General features: G+C 62.6%; 19 protein-coding genes. 15 read left to right on the forward strand and 4 right to left on the reverse strand.

The window, feature by feature from the left end; genetic code table 11:
• The first annotated feature begins 34 nt into the window (after positions 1 to 34).
• From def to WMW70_RS18750, 5 genes are read left to right on the forward strand one after another with little or no spacing between them, the layout of a single operon-like run.
• A complete protein-coding gene (def, locus tag WMW70_RS18730) occupies positions 35 to 541 on the forward strand; it encodes a peptide deformylase (RefSeq protein ID WP_341438972.1) in 507 nt (168 codons plus the stop codon).
• A 53-nt stretch (positions 542 to 594) separates the two neighbouring features.
• On the forward strand, positions 595 to 1,539 hold the full coding sequence (fmt, locus tag WMW70_RS18735) for a methionyl-tRNA formyltransferase (RefSeq protein WP_341438973.1): 945 nt from the start codon (positions 595 to 597) through the stop codon (positions 1,537 to 1,539).
• Positions 1,536 to 2,846, forward strand: a complete 1,311-nt coding sequence (gene rsmB, locus WMW70_RS18740) for a 16S rRNA (cytosine(967)-C(5))-methyltransferase RsmB (RefSeq protein WP_341438974.1) — start codon at positions 1,536 to 1,538, stop codon at positions 2,844 to 2,846. The genes fmt and rsmB overlap by 4 nt, the downstream gene beginning before the upstream one ends.
• A 12-nt stretch (positions 2,847 to 2,858) precedes the next feature.
• The gene (trkA, locus tag WMW70_RS18745) at positions 2,859 to 4,232 is read left to right on the forward strand and encodes a Trk system potassium transporter TrkA (RefSeq protein ID WP_341438975.1); all 1,374 of its coding nucleotides are present in this window, start codon (positions 2,859 to 2,861) and stop codon (positions 4,230 to 4,232) included.
• A 9-nt stretch (positions 4,233 to 4,241) separates the two neighbouring features.
• Positions 4,242 to 4,571 carry a tetratricopeptide repeat protein gene (locus WMW70_RS18750; RefSeq protein ID WP_341438976.1) on the forward strand — a complete coding sequence of 110 codons (330 nt, stop codon included), beginning with the start codon at positions 4,242 to 4,244 and terminating at the stop codon, positions 4,569 to 4,571.
• 10 nt (positions 4,572 to 4,581) lie between these two features.
• Here the strand turns inward: WMW70_RS18750 and WMW70_RS18755 are convergent, their stop codons facing one another.
• The 3 genes from WMW70_RS18755 to WMW70_RS18765 all read right to left on the reverse strand — a co-directional run bounded on the left by WMW70_RS18755 (position 4,582) and on the right by WMW70_RS18765 (position 6,410).
• On the reverse strand, positions 4,582 to 4,848 hold the full coding sequence (locus WMW70_RS18755; RefSeq protein WP_341438977.1) for a PilZ domain-containing protein: 267 nt from the start codon (positions 4,846 to 4,848) through the stop codon (positions 4,582 to 4,584).
• 71 nt (positions 4,849 to 4,919) lie between these two features.
• A complete protein-coding gene (locus WMW70_RS18760) occupies positions 4,920 to 5,807 on the reverse strand; it encodes a lysophospholipid acyltransferase (protein ID WP_341438978.1) in 888 nt (295 codons plus the stop codon).
• A gap of 45 nt (positions 5,808 to 5,852) precedes the next feature.
• On the reverse strand, positions 5,853 to 6,410 hold the full coding sequence (locus WMW70_RS18765) for a DNA-3-methyladenine glycosylase I (RefSeq protein ID WP_341438979.1): 558 nt from the start codon (positions 6,408 to 6,410) through the stop codon (positions 5,853 to 5,855).
• An 81-nt stretch (positions 6,411 to 6,491) separates the two neighbouring features.
• Between WMW70_RS18765 and glyQ the strand changes: the two genes are divergently transcribed.
• The 10 genes from glyQ to WMW70_RS18815 all read left to right on the forward strand — a co-directional run bounded on the left by glyQ (position 6,492) and on the right by WMW70_RS18815 (position 16,945).
• The gene (gene glyQ, locus WMW70_RS18770; protein ID WP_170050290.1) at positions 6,492 to 7,439 is read left to right on the forward strand and encodes a glycine--tRNA ligase subunit alpha; all 948 of its coding nucleotides are present in this window, start codon (positions 6,492 to 6,494) and stop codon (positions 7,437 to 7,439) included.
• Positions 7,436 to 9,490, forward strand: coding sequence for a glycine--tRNA ligase subunit beta (gene glyS, locus WMW70_RS18775; RefSeq protein WP_341438980.1), 2,055 nt, complete (start codon positions 7,436 to 7,438; stop codon positions 9,488 to 9,490). The genes glyQ and glyS overlap by 4 nt, the downstream gene beginning before the upstream one ends.
• A 114-nt stretch (positions 9,491 to 9,604) precedes the next feature.
• Entirely contained in the window at positions 9,605 to 10,138 is a 534-nt protein-coding gene (gene gmhB / locus WMW70_RS18780; RefSeq protein ID WP_341438981.1) for a D-glycero-beta-D-manno-heptose 1,7-bisphosphate 7-phosphatase, read from the forward strand.
• Positions 10,139 to 10,171: 33 nt separating this feature from the next.
• The gene (locus WMW70_RS18785; RefSeq protein WP_341438982.1) at positions 10,172 to 10,945 is read left to right on the forward strand and encodes a lysophospholipid acyltransferase family protein; all 774 of its coding nucleotides are present in this window, start codon (positions 10,172 to 10,174) and stop codon (positions 10,943 to 10,945) included.
• Positions 10,946 to 11,179: 234 nt separating this feature from the next.
• Positions 11,180 to 11,803 (forward strand): CDP-alcohol phosphatidyltransferase family protein, encoded by a 624-nt coding sequence (locus tag WMW70_RS18790; RefSeq protein WP_341438983.1) that lies wholly within the window; start codon positions 11,180 to 11,182, stop codon positions 11,801 to 11,803.
• A 10-nt stretch (positions 11,804 to 11,813) separates the two neighbouring features.
• On the forward strand, positions 11,814 to 13,571 hold the full coding sequence (locus tag WMW70_RS18795) for a bifunctional alpha/beta hydrolase/class I SAM-dependent methyltransferase (protein WP_341438984.1): 1,758 nt from the start codon (positions 11,814 to 11,816) through the stop codon (positions 13,569 to 13,571).
• A complete protein-coding gene (locus tag WMW70_RS18800) occupies positions 13,571 to 14,926 on the forward strand; it encodes a phosphatase PAP2/dual specificity phosphatase family protein (protein WP_341438985.1) in 1,356 nt (451 codons plus the stop codon). Before WMW70_RS18795 ends, WMW70_RS18800 begins: the two co-directional genes overlap by 1 nt.
• A complete protein-coding gene (locus WMW70_RS18805) occupies positions 14,916 to 15,371 on the forward strand; it encodes a hypothetical protein (RefSeq protein WP_341438986.1) in 456 nt (151 codons plus the stop codon). The genes WMW70_RS18800 and WMW70_RS18805 overlap by 11 nt, the downstream gene beginning before the upstream one ends.
• 10 nt (positions 15,372 to 15,381) lie before the next feature.
• Positions 15,382 to 16,002, forward strand: a complete 621-nt coding sequence (locus WMW70_RS18810) for a lysophospholipid acyltransferase family protein (RefSeq protein ID WP_341438987.1) — start codon at positions 15,382 to 15,384, stop codon at positions 16,000 to 16,002.
• A gap of 1 nt (position 16,003) precedes the next feature.
• A complete protein-coding gene (locus WMW70_RS18815; protein ID WP_341438988.1) occupies positions 16,004 to 16,945 on the forward strand; it encodes a phosphatidate cytidylyltransferase in 942 nt (313 codons plus the stop codon).
• 509 nt (positions 16,946 to 17,454) lie between these two features.
• Here the strand turns inward: WMW70_RS18815 and gyrB are convergent.
• Positions 17,455 to 19,872, reverse strand: coding sequence for a DNA topoisomerase (ATP-hydrolyzing) subunit B (gene gyrB / locus WMW70_RS18820; RefSeq protein ID WP_341438989.1), 2,418 nt, complete (start codon positions 19,870 to 19,872; stop codon positions 17,455 to 17,457).
• Positions 19,873 to 19,875 lie beyond the last annotated feature (3 nt).

The raw sequence follows: 19,875 nt of genomic DNA on the forward strand, positions 1-19,875 counted from the left end.
TTGACTTTATTCCACAAGTGCATCACAAACGCATATGGCGATCCTGAATATCCTCGAATTTCCCGATCCACGTCTGCGCACCATCGCCAAACCGGTGACCGTGGTCGATGATGCCCTGCGCCAGTTGATCGACGACATGTTTGAAACCATGTACGACGCTCCCGGAATCGGTCTGGCCGCAACCCAGGTGAACGTGCATAAACGCCTGGTGGTGATGGACCTGTCCGAAGACAAGTCCGAACCGCGGGTGTTTATCAACCCCGAGTTCGAGCCGCTGACCGAGGAGATGGAGCAGTATCAGGAAGGCTGCCTGTCGGTACCGGGTTTCTACGAAAACGTCGACCGCCCGCAGAAGGTCAAGATCAAGGCGCTGGACCGCGACGGCCAGCCCTATGAACTGATCGCCGAGGGCCTGCTGGCGGTGTGCATCCAGCACGAGTGCGACCACCTCAACGGCAAGCTGTTTGTCGACTACCTGTCCAATCTCAAGCGCGACCGGATCAAGAAGAAGCTGGAAAAGCAGCATCGCCAGCAGGCTTGAGCCACAACTTTCAAAGGCTTGCTACGGCAAGCCTTTTTCTTTAGCGAGCCCCCATGACTGAAGCACTGCGTATTGTCTTTGCCGGCACCCCGGAATTCGCCGCCGAGCACCTCAAGGCCTTGCTCGACACGCCCCACCAGATCATTGCCGTGTACAGCCAGCCGGATCGCCCCGCCGGCCGCGGGCAAAAGCTCACGCCCAGCCCGGTCAAGCAACTTGCCGTACAGCATGAAATTCCCGTGTACCAGCCGCAAACCCTGCGCGATCCCGACGCCCAGGCCGAACTGGCCGCACTCAAGCCCGACCTGATGGTGGTGGTGGCCTACGGCCTGATCCTGCCGCAGGTGGTGCTGGATATCCCGCGCCTGGGTTGCATCAACAGTCACGCCTCCCTGCTGCCACGCTGGCGCGGTGCAGCGCCTATCCAGCGCGCGGTCGAAGCCGGCGACGCCGAGTCGGGCGTTACCGTGATGCTGATGGAAGCCGGCCTGGATACCGGGCCGATGCTGCTCAAGATCAGCACGCCAATTTCTGCCGAAGATACTGGTGGCAGCCTGCACGACCGCCTCGCCACACTCGGCCCACAGGAGGTGATTCAAGCCATAGACGGCCTGGCCGCCGGCAACCTGGTCGGTGAAGTTCAGGACGACAGCCTGGCCACCTATGCGCACAAGCTGAACAAGGATGAAGCGCGCCTGGACTGGAGCCGCCCGGCCATTGAACTGGAGCGCCTGGTGCGGGCCTTTCACCCCTGGCCGATCTGCCATAGCACGCTAAGTGGCGAAGCCATCAAGGTACATGCCGCTGAGCTGGGCGAGGGCAGTGGTGCCCCAGGCACTATTCTCGCCGCCGATAAATCCGGGCTGACGGTGGCCTGCGGCGCAGGCGCGCTGCGCCTGACCCGCCTGCAGCTGCCCGGCGGCAGGGCGCTGAACTTCAGCGATCTGTACAACAGCCGCCGCGAGCAGTTCGCCGTTGGCCTGGTGCTAGGCGCATGAACCCACGTCTGGCCGCCGCTCGCGCCCTGGCCGTGGTGCTCAATGGCAAGGCCTCGCTAGGCAGCAGCCTGCCGCCGCTGCTGGACAAGGTTGAGCAGCGTGACCGCGGCCTGGCCCAGGACCTGGCCTTCGGCACCGCGCGCTGGCAGCCGCGCCTGGCCCTGATCGCCGAGAAGCTGCTGCAAAAACCCTTCAAAGCCGCCGACCGCGACGTCGAGGCGCTGCTGCTGATCGGCCTGTATCAGCTGTTCTACACACGCATCCCGGCGCATGCGGCCATCGGCGAGACGGTGGCCTGTGTCGACAAGCTGAAGAAGCCCTCGCTCAAGGGCCTGCTCAATGCCGTGCTGCGCAATGCCCAGCGCGAGCATGAGGCGCTGCTGGCCGAGCTGGACCGCGACCCGGTGCTGCATAGCGCCCATCCGCGCTGGCTGCAGAAACGCCTGAAGGCCGAATGGCCCGAGCAGTGGCAGGCCATCTGCGCCGCCAATAATGCCCACCCGCCACTGATTCTGCGGGTCAATCGCCGCCTCGGCAGCCGTGATGACTACCTGGCGGAACTGCGCCGCGTCGGCTTCGAGGCCGAACCCTGTACCTTCAGCCATGACGGCATCCGCCTGCTCCAGGCCTGCGATGTCACCACCCTGCCGGGCTTTGCCGAAGGCCGCGTCAGCGTGCAGGACGAAGCAGCGCAGCTGGCGGCCGAACTGCTCGACCTGGCCCCCGGCCAGCGCGTGCTGGACGCCTGCGCCGCGCCTGGCGGCAAGACCTGCCATCTGCTGGAGGCCGAACCGGCGCTGGCCGGCGTGGTGGCGGTGGATCTGGAAGAAAAACGCCTGGTGCGCGTGCGCGAGAACCTCAAGCGTCTGGGCCTGGAAGCCGAGCTGTTCGCCGCCGACGGTCGCGACCTGGCGGCCTGGTGGGATGGCACGCCGTTCCAGCGCATTCTGCTCGACGCCCCCTGCTCGGCCACCGGGGTGATCCGCCGTCACCCGGATATCAAGCTGACCCGCCAGGCTGAAGACATTCCCGCACTGGCCAAGCTGCAGGGTGAACTGCTGGATAGCCTGTGGCAGACCCTGGAGGTCGGCGGCATCCTGCTGTACGCCACCTGTTCGGTGCTACCTGCCGAAAATAGCGACACCATCGCCGCCTTTCTCGCCCGCACCCCCGGTGCCCGCGAGCTGGATATCGCCGGCGCGTTCGGCCTCAAGCCAGCCCATGGTCGCCAGTTATTGCCGCAAATCGACGGCCACGATGGCTTTTACTATGCCAAGCTGATCAAAATCGCTGCCACCCGCGGCTAAGGAACAGACTGCATGAAGATCATCATTCTCGGGGCCGGCCAGGTTGGCGGCACCCTGGCCGAACACCTGGCCAGCGAAGCCAACGATATCACCGTGGTCGACACCGACGGCGACCGCCTGCGCGACCTCGGTGACCGCCTGGATATCCGCACCGTGCAGGGCCGCGGCTCCTTCCCCACGGTGCTGCGCCAGGCCGGCGCGGACGATGCCGACATGCTGGTGGCAGTGACCAACAGCGATGAAATCAACATGATCGCCTGCCAGGTGGCCTACAGCCTGTTCCACACCCCGACCAAGATTGCCCGGGTGCGCGAGGCGGCCTACCTGACCCGTAGCGGCCTGTTCAGCAACGAGTCGATCCCGGTCGACGTGCTGATCAGCCCCGAGCAGGTGGTGACCAACTACATCAAACGCCTGATCGAATACCCCGGTGCCCTGCAGGTGATCGACTTCGCCGAAGGCAAGGCCCAGCTGGTGGCGGTCAAGGCCTATTACGGCGGCCCCCTGGTCGGCCAGCAGCTGCGCCAGCTGCGCGAGCATATGCCGAATGTGGACACCCGGGTGGCGGCGATCTTCCGTCGCAACCGGGCGATCATGCCCCAGGGCGACACGGTGATCGAGGCCGATGACGAGGTGTTCTTTATCGCCGCCAAGGCGCATATCCGTGCGGTGATGAGCGAAATGCGGCGCATGGAAGACAGCTACAAGAAGGTGGTGATCGCCGGTGGCGGGCATATCGGTGAACGCCTGGCCGAGGCCATCGAGAGCCGCTACCAGGTGAAGATCATCGAGATGAACCCGGCGCGCTGCCGCTACCTCTCGGAAACCCTGGACAGCACCATCGTGTTGCAGGGCAGCGCCTCGGACCGCGACCTGCTGGTGGAAGAGAATATCAGCGACGCCGATATCTTCCTGGCCCTGACCAACGACGACGAGGCCAATATCATGTCGTCGCTTTTGGCCAAGCGCCTGGGGGCACGCAAGGTAATGACCCTGATCAACAACCCGGCCTATGTCGACCTGGTCCAGGGCGGCGAAATCGATATCGCCATCAGTCCGCAGCAGGCCACCATCGGCACCCTGCTGACCCATGTGCGCCGCGGCGATATCGAAAGCGTGCACAGCCTGCGGCGCGGGGCCGCCGAGGCCATCGAGGCCATCGCCCATGGTGACGCCAAATCGAGCAAGGTGGTCGGCCGCGCCATCGAAGATATCGCCCTGCCGCCGGGCACCACCATCGGCGCGATCATTCGCAACGACGAGGTGCTGATCGCCCACGACAAGACAGTGATCGAAACCGGCGACCACGTGATCCTGTTCCTGGTCGACAAGAAATATATTCGCGATGCCGAACGTTTGTTCCAGGTCGGCCTGACGTTCTTTTAGGAATCATCCATGAGCACTGAAGCCCTGGAAAAAATGCTGGCCAAGGGCATGGATAACGCCCTGCTGCGCTTCGGTCTGGGCAAGGGTTATCTGGATGCCGGCGACTTTCCTCGCGCCGCCGAGCACCTGCAACGCTGCGTGGCCTTCGACCCGCACTATTCGGCGGCCTGGAAGCTGCTCGGCCAGGCCTTGAACAAGCAGGGCTTGCCCAACGACGCCCGCCGCGCCTGGACAGAAGGGCTACAAGCCGCCCAGGCGAAAGGCGATAAACAGGCGGAAAAGGAAATAGGGGTATTTCTCAAGCGTCTGGATAAGGCTGCTGCAAACCGCCCCAGCTAACTGGCGGGAGCTACTCGCGGACAAAACGCAGGCCAACCCCCATGGCCTCGACCCGCACCACTTCCAGCTGCAGGATAGGTGCCTCCATCGGCAGCCCCTGCACCTGGCCCCTGACTCGCTCGCCGATGCTGAGCTTGTCCTGCGCCTGATCCATCAGCACATAGACGCCGCAATCGGAAATATCCCGGGTGGTGAGGATAAGTTCGCCATGCAGCGGATGCTCGATGCGCAGGCGAACCTTGAGCGGCGTGCGGACATTGCTTCGATGATTGCTCATGCTGCATCCATCAGTATGGGTCCATGCAGACTAGCCGAGAGCGGCCGAAAGCCGCAACCGGGACGGCGCTGTCAGTACCACTTGGCCTCGCCCGGCGGGCGCTTCTTGAAGCGCTTCATACTCCACATGTACTGGCTCGGGTAGGTGCGTACATAACGCTCGATAACCTTGCTCATCGCCGCCACGGCGGTTGCGGTATCGGTGCTGTACATCTCCTCCGGGGCAGCCTCAAAGATGACCTTGAAGCCCGAGCCATCCGGCAGGCGCAGGGCATGCAGAAATACGCCACAGGCCTTGCCGCCACTCAACATGCCGGCAACGAACTTGCTGGTTAGCGCCTCGGTCGCCAGGAAGGGCACGAACACTCCCGCCGACCGGCTCGGCTCAGGGTCGGCCGGAATGCCCACCGTACCGCCTTTGCGCACTTCCTTGATCACGCTGAGGATACCTTCCTTGGTCGACGGCGCGACGCGATTGCCCATCTGCGCACGCTGCTTGCGCAGCAGGTCGTCGACGGCTTGGAGCTTGGGCGGGCGGTAGAAGATGATCGGTTTGCACTGCGCGCAATAAAAGTGGTTGAGCACTTCCCAGTTACCCAGGTGGCTGGTGATGCCGACCACGCCCTTGCCGCTGGCCAATGCCTGCTGCAGGATTTCCAGGCCTTCGACTTCACGCACCAGGCCGATGGATTTCTGCGCCGGCCAGATCCAGGCACAGGCACTTTCGGTCAGGGTTCTGCCGATATCCATCAGCGATTGGCCCAGCAGACGCTGGTGCCCGGCTTCGTCCAACTCGGGAAAGCATTTACGCAGGTTGATGCTGGCCACTTCGCGTGAGCCGTTCGGCAGCTTCCACATCAACCAGCCAATTGCAGCGCCCACGGCTTGCACGGCGCGCCACGGCAGCAAGGCAAACAAACGCAGAAAGCCCACCACCAGGGCACCTTTGAGCTTTTCCACAGGCAACTCCAGCCGATCAAAAGGCGCTTATTGTAACCACCCGAGCTAGCGAGTGGTCAGTTGCGCGTAGCGGTCACAATCGACGGTGTGATCCATGACCATGCCGGTGGCCTGCATATAGGCGTAGCAGATGGTCGGACCGACAAAGGTAAAGCCGGCCTTCTTCAGCGTCTTGCTCATCGCCTCGGCCTCGGCGGTTACCGCTGGCACCTGGTCGCGCTCGCTGAAGTGATTGATCTTCGGCGCGCCGCCAACAAAGGACCAGAGCAGCGTCACCGGGTCCTCAAGCGCAAGCCAGGCCTGGGCGTTCTTGCGCACGGCCTGAAGCTTGAGGCGGTTGCGGATGATGCCGGGGTCCTGCATCAGGGTTTCTTCGATGTACTCGTCGGTGAGTTCCGCCAGGCGCTGCACATCGAAGCCGAACAACACCTCGCGGTAACGCTCGCGCTTCTTCAGCACGGTGATCCACGACAGGCCGGCCTGGAAGGCTTCGAGCAGCAGCAATTCGAACAGCACCTGGGGGTCGCGTTGCGGCACGCCCCATTCCTGATCGTGGTAGGTGATATACAGCGGGTCGTCGGAGCACCAAGAGCAGCGTGGCATAGGGCCTTCCAGGGCAGTGGAGGCGGCGCGGATTGGGGTATACTCCCGGCCTTTCTGTCGCAGCCAACAGGTGAATTTTTCGTGAGCCAGACTACGCCTGCCGTGCGCACCTTCCAAGACTTGATCCTCGCCCTGCAGCAATACTGGGCCGAGCAGGGTTGTGTGGTGTTGCAGCCCTACGATATGGAAGTGGGCGCGGGCACCTTCCACACCGCCACCTTTCTCCGTGCCATTGGTCCAGAGACCTGGAACGCCGCCTATGTGCAGCCTTCCCGTCGTCCGGCCGACGGCCGCTACGGCGAAAACCCCAACCGTCTGCAGCACTACTACCAGTTCCAGGTGGTGCTCAAGCCGAACCCGGAAAACTTTCAGGAGCTGTACCTGGGCTCGCTGAAGGCCATCGGCATCGACCCGCTGGTGCACGATATCCGCTTCGTCGAAGACAACTGGGAATCGCCGACGCTTGGTGCCTGGGGTCTGGGCTGGGAAATCTGGCTGAACGGCATGGAAGTCACCCAGTTCACCTACTTCCAGCAGGTCGGCGGCATCGAGTGCTACCCGGTGACCGGCGAGATCACCTACGGCCTGGAACGCCTGGCCATGTACCTGCAGGGCGTCGACTCGGTGTACGACCTGGTGTGGACCGACGGCCAGTTCGGCAAGGTCACCTACGGCGATGTGTTCCACCAGAACGAGGTGGAACAGTCGACCTACAACTTCGAACACGCCAACGTCGAAAAACTCTTCGAGCTGTTCGACTTCTATGAAAGCGAAGCCAACCGCCTGATCGAGCTGGAGCTGCCGCTGCCAACCTACGAGATGGTGCTCAAGGCCTCGCACACCTTCAACCTGCTGGATGCGCGCCGGGCCATCTCGGTGACCGCGCGTCAGCAGTACATCCTGCGTGTGCGCGCCCTGGCCCGTTCGGTGGCGCAGAGCTACCTGCAAGCGCGGCGCAAACTCGGCTTCCCGCTCGCCGCCCCCGACCTGCGTGATGAAGTATTGGCCAAGCTGGAGGCAGCAGAATGAGTACCCGTGATTTCCTGGTAGAACTGGGCACCGAAGAGCTGCCACCGAAAGCCCTGAAAACCCTCGGCGAAGCCTTTCTAAGCGGTATCGAAAAAGGTCTGAAAGCCGCCGGCCTGAGCTATGGCCCAGTGCGCTATTACGCCGCGCCGCGCCGCCTGGCCGTGCTGATCGAGCAGCTTGAAGAGCAACAAGCCGATCGCACCCAGAACCTCGACGGCCCGCCCGTGCAGGCGGCGTTCGACAAGGATGGCAACCCGACTCAGGCAGCGCTGGGCTTCGCCAAGAAATGCGGCGTCGACCTGGCCGATATCGACCGTAGCGGCCCCAAGCTGAAATTCAGCCAGAGCATTCCCGGCCAGGCTGCGGCCGGCCTGTTGCCCGCCATAGTCGAAACCTCGCTGAACGAGCTGCCGATTCCCAAGCGCATGCGCTGGGGCGCGCGCAAGACCGAATTCGTCCGCCCGAGCCAGTGGCTGGTGATGCTGTTCGGCGACGAGGTGATCGACTGCGAAATCCTCGCCCAGCAAGCCGGCCGGGTGTCCCGTGGCCACCGCTTCCACGCCAACCATGAAGTGCGCATCAGCGCGCCGGCCAACTACGCCGAAGACCTGCGCAGCGCCTATGTGATTGCCGACTTCGCCGAGCGTCGCGCGCAGATCATCGCCCGGGTCAATGAACTGGCTGCAGCAGAGCAGGGCAGCGCCATCGTGCCGCCCGCGCTGCTCGATGAAGTCAGCGCCCTGGTCGAATGGCCCGTGCCGCTGGTCTGCTCCTTCGAGGAGCGCTTCCTCGAAGTGCCGCAGGAAGCACTGATCACCACCATGCAGGACAACCAGAAGTACTTCTGCCTGCTGGACGCCCACGGCAAGCTGCTGCCGCGCTTTATCACCGTGGCCAACGTCGAGAGCAAAGACCCGGCGCAGATCATTTCCGGCAACGAGAAGGTGGTGCGTCCGCGCCTGACCGACGCCGAGTTCTTCTTCAAGCAGGACAAGAAGCACAAGCTCGAGACCTTTAACGAGCGCCTGGCCAATGTAGTGTTCCAGGCCCAGCTCGGTTCGGTCTACGACAAGGCCCGGCGCGTCTCGATTCTGGCCGCCTTTATCGCCCAGCGTATCGGTGGCGACGCCATCCGCGCCGCGCGTGCCGGCATCCTCTGCAAGTGCGACCTGGCCAGCGAGATGGTCGGCGAGTTCCCGGAAATGCAGGGCATCGCCGGTTACTACTACGCCAAGCATGACGGCGAACCGGAAGACGTGGCCCTGGCGCTGAACGAGCAGTACATGCCGCGCGGTGCCGGTGCTGAGCTGCCAAGCACCCTCACCGGTGCCGCCGTGGCTCTGGCCGACAAACTGGATACCCTGGTCGGCATCTTCGGCATCGGCATGCTGCCCACCGGCAGCAAGGACCCCTACGCCCTGCGTCGTGCGGCCCTCGGCGTGCTGCGTATTCTGATCGAGAAACAGCTGGATCTGGACCTGGCCGAGACCATCGCCTTCGCCATCCAGCAGTTCGGCGACAAGATCAAGACCGACGGCCTGGCCCCCCAGGTGCAGGACTTTATCTTCGACCGCCTGCGCGCCCGTTACGAGGACGAAGGCGTCGACGTCGCCGTGTATCAGGCCGTGCGTGCGGTCGGGCCGACCTCGCCGCTGGACTTCGATCAGCGTGTGCAGGCCGTGCAGGTGTTCCGGGCGTTGCCCCAGGCCGCAGCCCTGGCGGCGGCGAACAAGCGCGTGTCGAATCTGCTGGGCAAGGCCGAAGGCCAGGTCGCGGCCAGCGTCGAGGCGCATTACTTCGACAGCCCCAGCGAGTTCGCCCTCAACGCCGCCATCCAGCAGGCCGAACAAGCGGTACAGCCGCTGGCCCAGGCGCGCCAGTACAACCTGGCCCTGGCCCAGCTGGCCAACCTGCGCGAGCCGGTGGACGCCTTCTTCGAGACCGTTCTGGTCAACGCCGAAGACCCCAGCGTGCGGGCCAACCGCTATGCGCTGCTGGCCAAGCTGCGCGGTCTGTTCCTCGGTGTTGCCGACATTTCGGTACTCGGCTAAGTCGATCGTAGGATGGGTCGGGCCGCGCAGGTTGAGCGCGGCGATACCCATCACAACAGCATGGGTTACGCCGCTTTGCGGCTAACCCATCCTACGGATTTTGAGCTTGCCGCTATGAAACTGCTGATTCTCGACCGCGACGGCGTGATCAATCACGACTCCGACGCCTATATCAAAACCGTCGACGAATGGATCCCCTTGCCTGGGGCCATCGAGGCTATCGCGCGCCTGTCGCAGGCCGGCTGGACGGTGGCCGTGGCCACCAACCAATCGGGGATTGGCCGTGGCTATTACGACCTGGCCACCCTGGAGGCCATGCACGCGCGCCTGCGCGAACTGGTGGCGGCGCAGGGCGGCGAACTGGGGCTGATCGTGCATTGCCCCCACGGCCCGGACGAAGGCTGCGCCTGCCGCAAACCGAAACCCGGGATGCTCGAGCAGATTGCTGCGTACTATGACGTGGACCTGCCGGGTATCTGGTTTGTCGGCGACAGCAGCAGTGACCTGGCCGCCGCCCAGGCCGTCGACTGTCAGCCGGTTCTGGTAAAGACCGGCAAAGGCGAACGGACCCTGGGCAAAACATTGCCAGCGGGTACCCTGGTATTCGATGATCTGGCGGCGGTTGCCGCTCGGCTTCTTCACTTATAAGCGCAGGCCTGGCCTGCGACGGTAAAAGCTCCCATGTCGACAGTGCAGACCCTTAGAACCTTTCTCTTCTATCTGTTGTTGTCTTCCAGCGCCTTCCTCTGGTGCACCCTCAGCGTCTTCGTCGCGCCCTTTCTGCCGTTTCGCGCGCGCTACCGTTTTGTCGTGCAGAACTGGTGCCGCTGCGCCACCTGGCTGGCCAAGGTAGTGGTCGGCATCCGTTACGAGATCAAGGGCCTGGAGAATATCCCCGAACAGCCCTGCGTGATTCTGGCCAAGCACCAGAGCACCTGGGAAACCTTCTTCCTCTGTGGCTTCTTCGAACCGCTGAGCCAGGTGGTCAAGCGCGAGCTGCTGTATGTGCCATTCTTCGGCTGGGCCATGGCCATGCTCAAGCCCATCGCCATCGACCGCAGCAACCCCAAGGCGGCGCTCAAGCAGCTGGCCAAACTGGGCCACGAACGCCTGGGGCAGGGTGCCTGGGTGCTGGTGTTCCCGGAAGGCACGCGTATCCCGCCAGGCCAGATCGGCAAGTTCAGCCGCGGCGGTGCCTCTCTTGCGGTGAATGCCAACCTGCCGGTGCTGCCGATCGCCCACAACGCCGGCGAGTTCTGGCCCAAGCAGGGCTGGCGCAAGACCCCGGGCACTGTTCAGGTGATTATCGGCCCACCGATGTACGCCGAAGGCACGGGTCCGCGCGCCATCGCAGAACTCAATGACCGTGCCTTCGAATGGGTCAGCCAGGCGCAACGGGAGATCGGCTCGCTGGATGCGCAGAGCCAGCCGCTGGAAACCCGGGCCCCGGCCTGAGCAATTGTGGGTAAGCTGCGGCGCAAATAGCGTCAAATTGCTATCAGGCAGCACAAACAACGGATCTGAACAACGTTGCCGCCTGGAAGGGAATACCAGGCGACGGAGATAAGTTTTCCCGTAACGCCCAACCGGCAAATCCGGGCGCTTGCGCACAGTCTTGGCAAGCTGTGCGCCCGGTAAAGCAGCTAAGCTGGATCGACGTGCCCAAGCAGAGAAAAGGAATTCTTCGTCATGCTCTCCATTTACCAGCTCAAGCCGGCCTTTCAGAACCTCCTGCGCCCGGGGGTCAAGCGCCTCTACGACAGAGGCGTCACGGCCAATCAGGTCACCCTGTTCGCCGCCGTGGTTTCCGTGCTGCTCGGCATTATCTTAATGGCCTTGCCTCAGCACACCTGGCTGTTCGCCCTGATCCCGCTGTGGATGATTCTGCGCATGGCGCTGAATGCCGTCGACGGCATGCTCGCCCGCGAGTTCGGCCAACAGTCGCGGCTCGGTGCCTACCTCAATGAACTCAGCGACCTGATTGCCGATAGCGCGCTGTTTCTGCCCTTTGCCTTGCTCCCCGGGGTCTCGCCGCTGCTGGTCGTGCTCGTCGTGCTGTTGGCCCTGATCAGCGAATACGCCGGCGTACTCGGGCCCATGGTTGGTGCCTCGCGCCGTTACGACGGCCCCATGGGCAAGAGCGACCGCGCCTTCTGTTTCGGCGTGCTGGGGGCCGGCGTGGCCAGCGGGTTGCTGCCTGCAGCCTGGCTAAATGGCCTGCTCGCGGTGATTCTCGCCCTGTTGCTCTACACCCTCTACAACCGCGTACGCCAAGGCCTGGCCGAAGCGGCGCAGCCAACTGACTCGAAATAAGGATGTCTCGATGCGCGAAGCCGAAGAACTCAGCTTTACCACCCACGATGGCGTAGAGCTGTTCTACCGCCATTGGCCGGCCAGCAATGCTGATAGCGCCGCGCCAAAGCGAGCGGTGGTGATGTTCCACCGCGGCCACGAACACGGCGGGCGCATGGCCCATCTGGTCGATGAGCTGGAGATGGCGGATTTCGACTTCTTCGCCTGGGACGCCCGCGGCCATGGCCTGTCGCCAGGCGAGCGCGGCGACAGCCCGAGCTTCGCCACCAGCGTGCGCGATGTGCAGACCTTTATCGACCATATCGTCAGCCACCACGGCATGGCGGTGGAGGATATTGCCGTACTGGCGCAGAGCGTCGGCGCGCTGGTGGTCGCCACCTGGGCCCATGACTATGCACCGAAGATCCGTGCCCTGGTGCTCGCCTCACCGGCGTTCAAGGTCAAGCTCTACGTGCCCTTTGCCCGGCCCGGCCTCAAGTTGATGCGGGCGATTCGCGGCAATTTTTTCGTCAACAGCTATGTGAAGGCCAAGTACCTCAGCCATGACCCGGAGCGGATAGCCTCCTTCAATAACGACCCGCTGATCGCCCGGCCGATCTCGGTAAATATGCTGCTGGGCCTGTATGACGCCGCCGAGCGCGTGGTCGCCGACGCCCAGGCGATCCAGATTCCCACTCAGTTGCTGATCTCCGGTGCCGACTTCGTGGTGCACCGCAAACCTCAGCAGCAGTTTTTTGAACGCCTGGGCAGCCTGCGCAAGGAGATGCACATCCTTCCCGGCTTCTTCCACGACACCCTCGGCGAGCTCGACCGCAGCCATGCCCTGAAACGCGCCCAGCGCTTTCTGCTGCGCTGTTTCGAAGAGCCGGTAGCACGTCCCTCCTTGCTCGATGCAGACCGCCTCGGCGTAACCTGCGCCGAATCGGAAAGCCTGGCCGCACCGCTGCCGCACAACTCCCTCGGCGACCTTTACTGGCGCGCCACCCGTGCCGGCCTGCGGCTCGGCAGCAGTCTGGCCGACGGGGTGAAACTGGGGTTCGACACCGGCTTCGATTCCGGCAGTACCCTGGATTACGTCTACCGCAACCAGCCCAGCGGCAAATCGCCTATCGGCCGGCTGATCGATCAGAACTACCTCAACTCCATCGGCTGGCGCGGTATTCGCCAGCGCAAGCTGCACGCCGAAGAGTTACTGCGCCTGGCTATGGGTAAGCTGCGCGAGCAGAGCCGTGGCGTGCGCATCGTCGATATCGCTGCCGGCCATGGCCGCTACATCCTCGAAGCCCTGGAGGGGATGGAACAGAAGCCGGATTCAATCCTGTTGCGTGATTACAGTGATATCAACGTGCGCGACGGCGGCGCACTGATCGAACAGAAGGGCCTGAGCGATATCGCCCGCTTCGTCAAAGGCGATGCCTTCGACCGCGCCGATCTCGCGGCGCTTGAGTCCAAACCGACTCTGGCGGTGGTCTCCGGCCTCTATGAGCTGTTCGGCAGCAACCAGATGGTCGGCGACTCACTTTCCGGGCTGGCGGCAGCGGTGGAAGAGGGCGGTTATCTGGTGTACACCGGGCAACCCTGGCACCCGCAGCTGGAGCTGATCGCCCGCGCCCTGACCAGCCACCGCGGCGGCGAAGCCTGGGTGATGCGTCGGCGTAGCCAGGCGGAGATGGATCAACTGGTCGAGGCGGCAGGTTTTCGCAAGATCACCCAGCGTATCGACGAGTGGGGCATCTTCAGCGTCTCCCTGGCGCAGCGGGTGTCCTGATGGCGGAGGTTAGCCTTAGCCGCGAAGCCGGCTTATGGAAGCGCGGCGTGCTCTGGCTTTTGCTATTGGCACCGCTGTTCTTCGCCAGCTACGGTTTCGCCAACTGGCTGAGCGGCCAGCGCGACGACGTCGGCACCTTGGTGTTTGCCTGGGAAAACCAGATACCACTATGGCCGTGGACTATCGTGCCGTACTGGTCAATTGACCTGCTTTATGGGTTGTCTTTTCTGCTGCCGGCCACGCGGCAGGAAATGGATCGCCACGGCCTGCGCCTGCTTAGCGTGCAGGTGCTGTGCATTGCCTGCTTTCTGCTCTGGCCGCTGCGTTTCACCTTCGAGCGGCCCGAACTGGATGGCCTGTTCGGCGGCATGTTCGATGTGCTGATGGGCTTCGACAAGCCCTTCAACCAGGCACCTTCGCTGCACATCGCCCTGCTGGTGGTGATCTGGGCGATGTTCGCCCGGCATACCCATGGCCTATGGCGGCGCGGCCTGCTGCATGGCTGGATGGCCCTGATCGGCCTGTCGGTACTGACCACCTGGCAGCATCACTTTATCGATGTGCCCACCGGGATACTGGCCGGTTGGCTGTGCGTCTGGCTATGGCCGCTGCACGGCAGCAGCCCGCTGCTGGCCTGGCAACTGACAGGCGAGCCGCAACGGCTGCGCCTGGCGTTGCGCTATAGCCTGGGTGCGGCGCTGCTCAGCGCCCTGGCAGTCAACCTCAGTGGGGCCTGGTTATGGCTGCTCTGGCCGGCATTCTCCCTGCTGCTGGTCGCGTTTAACTACCTGCTGTTCGGCGCTGCGGGCTTTCAGAAGGCGGCCGATGGTCGACTGAGCAGCGCCGCGAGCTGGTTGCTCGCGCCCTATCTGGCTGCCGCCTGGATCAACTCGCGACTCTGGACCCGCGGCCAGCCACACGCCGATGAAGTCGAACCAGGCATTTGGCTGGGGCGTATTCCCGCGCCCGGGCAAGCCGAGCAGTTCCAGGCTCAGCTCGATCTATGCGCCGAGCTGCCAGCCAGAGCTCAAGCCAAGGCCTATCGCGCGCTGCCGCTGCTCGACCTCTGCGCGCCCAGCCCGGCTGACTGCCTGGAGGCCGCGCAGGCTATCGAGGCGCTGCGCAGCCACGGCAACCTGCTGGTCTACTGCGCTCTGGGCTATTCACGCAGCGCCACGACGGTAGCCGCCTGGCTGCTGTACAGCGGGCGCTGCAAGGATGTGCCCGAAGCCCTGGCGCATCTGCGCCGGGCGCGGCCTCAGGTGGTCTTGAGCGACACTCATCAACAGGCGCTGCAGGGCATGCTGGAACTCAGCAATAACTCCATGCCAGTGGGAGCCGCCCATGGCTACTGAGATGCAGCTGTTCACTGTGGCCAGTCTGCTGCGTCGGGGTAGGGCGCTGGATCAGCTGTCCAACGCCCTCGGCCTGGTTGCCCTGCTGATCGGCCTGGCACCGCTGCTCGGCATCACAGCACAGCCGCTGACCGCACTGTTCTGCGCGCTGCTGCTGGTACTGGGTCTTGGGCAAAAATACTGGGCGCTGCGCGTGGCCCTGGATGCCGAACTGTTCCAGCAACTCGCCGACCGGGTTGAGCACCTGGCCACCCACACCGCCGATCTCGACCGGACCCTTGGCCAGCTCAAGCTGCAAGCGGCTAATCAACCTGTACGCAGCTGGGAGGAACGCAGCCTCGGTGCGTTGCGCCTGTTGCGCCAACAAGTGCTCTGGCTAGTGGCACAACTGCTGCTGGCCATCTTGATCGTGCTGAGCCTGCCCTGGCTTGCATTCACTGGATAAGGAGTCGTCCATGCTCGCGTCCCTCACCGCCTTCGTCATCACCTCGGCTGCGCGCCTGCTAACTGGTGCCCGCGCGCTGTGGCTCGGTTGCACGCCACAACCCGTGCAACGGCTGTACTACGCCAACCACAGTAGCCACGGCGATTTCGTCCTGCTCTGGGCCTCGCTGCCCGATGAACTACGCCGCCGTACCCGGCCGGTGGCCGGTGCCGATTACTGGCAGCGCGACGGCCTGCGGCGCTACCTGATCAACAAGGTCTTCAACGGCGTGCTGATCGACCGCGAGCGTGCCACGCCTGAGCACAACCCATTACAGCCGATGCTCGATGCCCTGGACCAGGGTGATTCATTGATCCTCTTTCCCGAGGGCACGCGCAATCTGGAGGACGGTCTGCTGCCGTTCAAGAGCGGCCTGTACCACCTGACCCGTTTGCGTCCAGAAGTCGAACTGGTGCCGGTGTGGATCGCCAACCTCAACCGGGTCATGCCCAAGGGCAGGGCGCTGCCCTTGCCGCTGTTGTGCACCCTGAGTTTCGGCACGCCGCTGGAGCATCTGCAAGATGAAAACAAGCAGGCGTTCCTCGAACGCGCCCGTAACGCCCTGCTGGCCCTAGCCCCCGAGGAGGCCTGAGATGGAAAACAACACCCTGCAGCTGTTCGCCGGTATCGGCGCGCTGTTACTGCTCGCCTCGGCCATCGGCTATTTCCTCAAGTGGCGCAGTGGCGACAGCCCCAACCCGGTGATCGACAACCTCAATGCGCGGATCAACGCCTGGTGGGTCATGGTGCTGGTGATCGGCATCGCCTTCCTGTTCGGCAACCTGGGCGTGATTCTGCTGTTCTACTTCGTCTCGTTCTACGCCCTGCGCGAGTTTATGACCCTGACGCCGACCCGGCGCAGCGACTACCCGGCACTGGTGGCGGCCTTCTACTTCGCCCTGCCCATGCAGTACCTGCTGATCGCCCTCGACTGGTACGGCCTGTTCGCCATCTTTATCCCGGTCTACCTGTTCCTGCTGCTGCCGATCCTGGCGTCCTTGGGCGGCGACACCACGCGCTTTCTCGAACGCGCGTCAAAGGTGCAGTGGGGCCTGATGATTGCGGTGTACTGCATCTCCTCGGTGCCGGCGCTGCTGACCCTGGACATTCCTGGCTATGAAGGACGCAACCTGCTGCTGATCGCCTGGCTGATCATCGTGGTGCAACTGTCCGATGTGCTGCAGTACGTCTGCGGCAAACTGTTCGGCAAACACAAGATTGCACCGCGCCTGTCGCCATCGAAAACCGTCGAAGGTTTTATCGGCGGCGTCAGCCTGTCCTGCCTGATAGGCGCGCTACTGTGCTGGATCACCCCGTTCAATTTCTGGCAGGCCGCCCTGATGGCCCTGACCGTCAACCTGCTGGGCTTCGCCGGCGGCCTGGTGATGTCGGCGATCAAACGCGACCGCGGGGTAAAGGACTGGGGCCATATGATCGAAGGCCACGGCGGCATGCTCGACCGCCTGGACTCGGTGTGTTTCGCCGCGCCGATCTTCTTCCACTTCGTCAGGTACTGGTGGGTGCCGGTGGCTTGAGCCTGGAAACATCCCCTCCGATAGGGCGGCGCGGAGCTGGCTCTATCGACCAGGGTATAGATGGCCGTGATGTGCCTGGCGAGTGCAATGTAACCGTCTAGGAAAATTGTGGATAAGCTGTGTATCAAATCCCCGTATCGACCTAGCTGATCAACCAATCTAATGATTAATAAGGTGTTTTTTTGAAGTATCGACTGCAGCCATTAAGTGCATAAGTTTCCAGCCCCAGAGAAAAGCCGGTCCTCGAAAAGGACCGGCTTTTTGCTTCCCGTACACCGCTCCCGCTGTTCTTTTTCAATTGAAACGGCTCAATGCTTAGCGATGTTCCATGTGGAACATCGGTCATTTTTGGCAGGATCTTGGCCGCGGCTTGGGGCTTGTGTGCAAATTATCCGCCGGACCAAGCACAACAGAGTCGCCAAGAAAAACATGGCCAAAAGAAAAAACCCCGACAGATCTTTCGATCAATCGGGGTTTGGTCAGAGAAGCATGGCCGTTTAACGCTAACGTTAGAAGTCCAGGTTGGACACCGCCAGGGCGTTGGTCTCGATAAAGTCCCTACGCGGCTCTACGGCATCGCCCATCAGGGTGTTGAAGATCTGATCGGCAGCGATCGCGTCTTCGATACGCACCTTGAGCATGCGGCGTACTTCCGGGTCCATGGTGGTTTCCCAGAGCTGATCCGGGTTCATTTCGCCGAGACCCTTATAGCGCTGAATGCTGTGGCGCTTGGTGCTTTCCGCCATCAGCCAGGCCAGGGCATCCTTGAAGGTGGTTACAGCCTTCTTGCGCTCGCCACGCTGCACATAGGCCCCTTCTTCCAGCAGGCTGTTGAGCTGATCGCCCAGGGTGGTAACGGTCTTGTAGTCGTTACTGGCGAAGAAGTCGCGGTTGAAGATGATGTAGCTGGAAACCCCATGGGATACCAGTTCCACCTGCGGCAACCAGAGGTGACGCTCCTGGTCTTCGTGCAGGCTGGTTTTGTACACCAGACCGGATTTCTCCATGCCCTTGAGGCGGCCATCGAGCAGGCCCAGCCATTGCTCCATGGCCTCTTTATCGGCCAACTGCTCGGCTTCCACGCGCGGGATGTAGACGAAGTGCTCGGTAAGCTCCAGCGGGTACACACGGGACAAGCGGTTGAGGGTCTTCATCACCAGGCGGTAATCGTTAACCAGGCGCTCCAGCGCGCCACCCGAGAGGCCAGGGGCGCTCTCATTGACGTGCAGGCTGGCGTCTTCCAGGGCCGACTGGGTCATGTATTCATCCATGGCCTCGTCGTCCTTGATGTACTGCTCCTGCTTGCCCTTCTTGACCTTGTACAGCGGCGGCTGGGCGATATAGATGTAGCCGCGTTCGACCAGCTCCGGCAGCTGACGGAAGAAGAAGGTCAGCAGCAGGGTGCGGATGTGCGAACCGTCGACGTCGGCGTCGGTCATGATGATGATGTTGTGGTAGCGCAGCTTGTCGATGTTGTATTCATCGCGGCCAATACCACAGCCCAAGGCGGTGATCAGGGTGCCGACTTCTTGGGAAGAAATCATCTTGTCGAAACGGGCTTTCTCGACGTTGAGGATCTTGCCCTTGAGCGGCAGGATGGCCTGGGTCTTGCGGTTACGGCCCTGCTTAGCAGAGCCGCCCGCGGAGTCCCCTTCCACTATGTAGAGTTCGGAAAGGGCAGGGTCTTTTTCCTGGCAGTCGGCCAGTTTGCCCGGCAGCCCGGCGATATCCAGTGCGCCTTTACGGCGGGTCATTTCCCGAGCCTTGCGCGCCGCTTCACGGGCACGGGCAGCATCGATCATCTTGCCGACCACGGCTTTGGCTTCGTTGGGGTTCTCCAGCAGGAAGTCGGAGAAGTACTTGCCCATTTCCTGCTCGACTGCAGTTTTCACTTCGCTGGAAACCAGCTTGTCTTTGGTCTGCGAACTGAACTTCGGGTCCGGCACTTTGACCGAAATGATTGCGGTCAGGCCTTCGCGGGCATCGTCACCGGTGGTGGCGATCTTGTGCTTCTTGGCCAGACCTTCCTGTTCGATATAGGCGTTCAGGTTGCGCGTCAGCGCCGAGCGGAATCCGGCCAGGTGAGTACCGCCGTCGCGTTGCGGGATGTTGTTGGTGAAGCACAACAGGTTCTCGTTGAAGCTGTCGTTCCACTGCAGGGCGACTTCCACGCCCACGCCATCATCGCGCTGGACGGTGAAGTGGAACACCTGGTTGACCGCAGTCTTGTTGTGGTTGAGGTATTCAACGAAGGCACGCAGACCGCCTTCGTACTTGAACAGCTCTTCCTTGCCAGTGCGTTCATCCTTGAGATAAATGCCGACGCCAGAGTTGAGGAACGACAACTCACGCAGACGCTTGGCCAGGATGTCCCAGCTGAAATGGATATTGGCGAAGGTATCTTCGGACGGTTTGAAGTGGATCTGCGTGCCGGTGACATCGCTATCGCCAACCGCCGCGATCGGGGCCTGAGGTACGCCATGCACGTAGGTCTGTTCCCAGACCTTGCCGCTACGGCGGATGGTCAGAATCAGCTCCTTGGACAGGGCGTTAACCACTGACACACCCACACCGTGCAGGCCGCCGGAGACCTTGTAGCTGTTGTCGTCGAACTTACCGCCGGCGTGCAGCACGGTCATGATCACTTCAGCGGCGGAGACGCCTTCTTCCTTGTGGATATCCACCGGAATGCCACGGCCGTTGTCACGCACACTGATCGACTCATCAGGGTGAATGGTGATGGTGATTTCGCTGCAGTGCCCGGCCAGGGCTTCGTCAATCGAGTTGTCGACCACCTCGAACACCATGTGGTGCAGACCGCTGCCATCGTCGGTATCGCCGATGTACATACCAGGCCGCTTGCGTACGGCATCCAGGCCCTTGAGGACCTTAATGTTATTGGAGTCGTACGTTTGGTTTTCGCTCATGCC

It is taken from the genome of Pseudomonas sp. XK-1, from assembly GCF_038069885.1.
Classification (GTDB): domain Bacteria; phylum Pseudomonadota; class Gammaproteobacteria; order Pseudomonadales; family Pseudomonadaceae; genus Aquipseudomonas.

What these genes read in the sequence shown, in the direction of transcription:
- gyrB (WP_341438989.1), bottom strand. Translation starts at nt 19,872, where the DNA reads ATGAGCGAAAACCAAACGTACGACTCCAATAACATTAAGGTCCTCAAG.
- WMW70_RS18755 (WP_341438977.1), bottom strand. Translation starts at nt 4,848, where the DNA reads ATGAGCAATCATCGAAGCAATGTCCGCACGCCGCTCAAGGTTCGCCTG.
- WMW70_RS18765 (WP_341438979.1), bottom strand. Translation starts at nt 6,410, where the DNA reads ATGCCACGCTGCTCTTGGTGCTCCGACGACCCGCTGTATATCACCTAC.
- WMW70_RS18785 (WP_341438982.1), top strand. Translation starts at nt 10,172, where the DNA reads ATGTCGACAGTGCAGACCCTTAGAACCTTTCTCTTCTATCTGTTGTTG.
- WMW70_RS18800 (WP_341438985.1), top strand. Translation starts at nt 13,571, where the DNA reads ATGGCGGAGGTTAGCCTTAGCCGCGAAGCCGGCTTATGGAAGCGCGGC.
- rsmB (WP_341438974.1), top strand. Translation starts at nt 1,536, where the DNA reads ATGAACCCACGTCTGGCCGCCGCTCGCGCCCTGGCCGTGGTGCTCAAT.
- def (WP_341438972.1), top strand. Translation starts at nt 35, where the DNA reads ATGGCGATCCTGAATATCCTCGAATTTCCCGATCCACGTCTGCGCACC.
- WMW70_RS18815 (WP_341438988.1), top strand. Translation starts at nt 16,004, where the DNA reads ATGGAAAACAACACCCTGCAGCTGTTCGCCGGTATCGGCGCGCTGTTA.
- WMW70_RS18790 (WP_341438983.1), top strand. Translation starts at nt 11,180, where the DNA reads ATGCTCTCCATTTACCAGCTCAAGCCGGCCTTTCAGAACCTCCTGCGC.
- gmhB (WP_341438981.1), top strand. Translation starts at nt 9,605, where the DNA reads ATGAAACTGCTGATTCTCGACCGCGACGGCGTGATCAATCACGACTCC.
- WMW70_RS18805 (WP_341438986.1), top strand. Translation starts at nt 14,916, where the DNA reads ATGGCTACTGAGATGCAGCTGTTCACTGTGGCCAGTCTGCTGCGTCGG.
- trkA (WP_341438975.1), top strand. Translation starts at nt 2,859, where the DNA reads ATGAAGATCATCATTCTCGGGGCCGGCCAGGTTGGCGGCACCCTGGCC.
- glyS (WP_341438980.1), top strand. Translation starts at nt 7,436, where the DNA reads ATGAGTACCCGTGATTTCCTGGTAGAACTGGGCACCGAAGAGCTGCCA.
- WMW70_RS18795 (WP_341438984.1), top strand. Translation starts at nt 11,814, where the DNA reads ATGCGCGAAGCCGAAGAACTCAGCTTTACCACCCACGATGGCGTAGAG.
- WMW70_RS18810 (WP_341438987.1), top strand. Translation starts at nt 15,382, where the DNA reads ATGCTCGCGTCCCTCACCGCCTTCGTCATCACCTCGGCTGCGCGCCTG.
- fmt (WP_341438973.1), top strand. Translation starts at nt 595, where the DNA reads ATGACTGAAGCACTGCGTATTGTCTTTGCCGGCACCCCGGAATTCGCC.
- WMW70_RS18750 (WP_341438976.1), top strand. Translation starts at nt 4,242, where the DNA reads ATGAGCACTGAAGCCCTGGAAAAAATGCTGGCCAAGGGCATGGATAAC.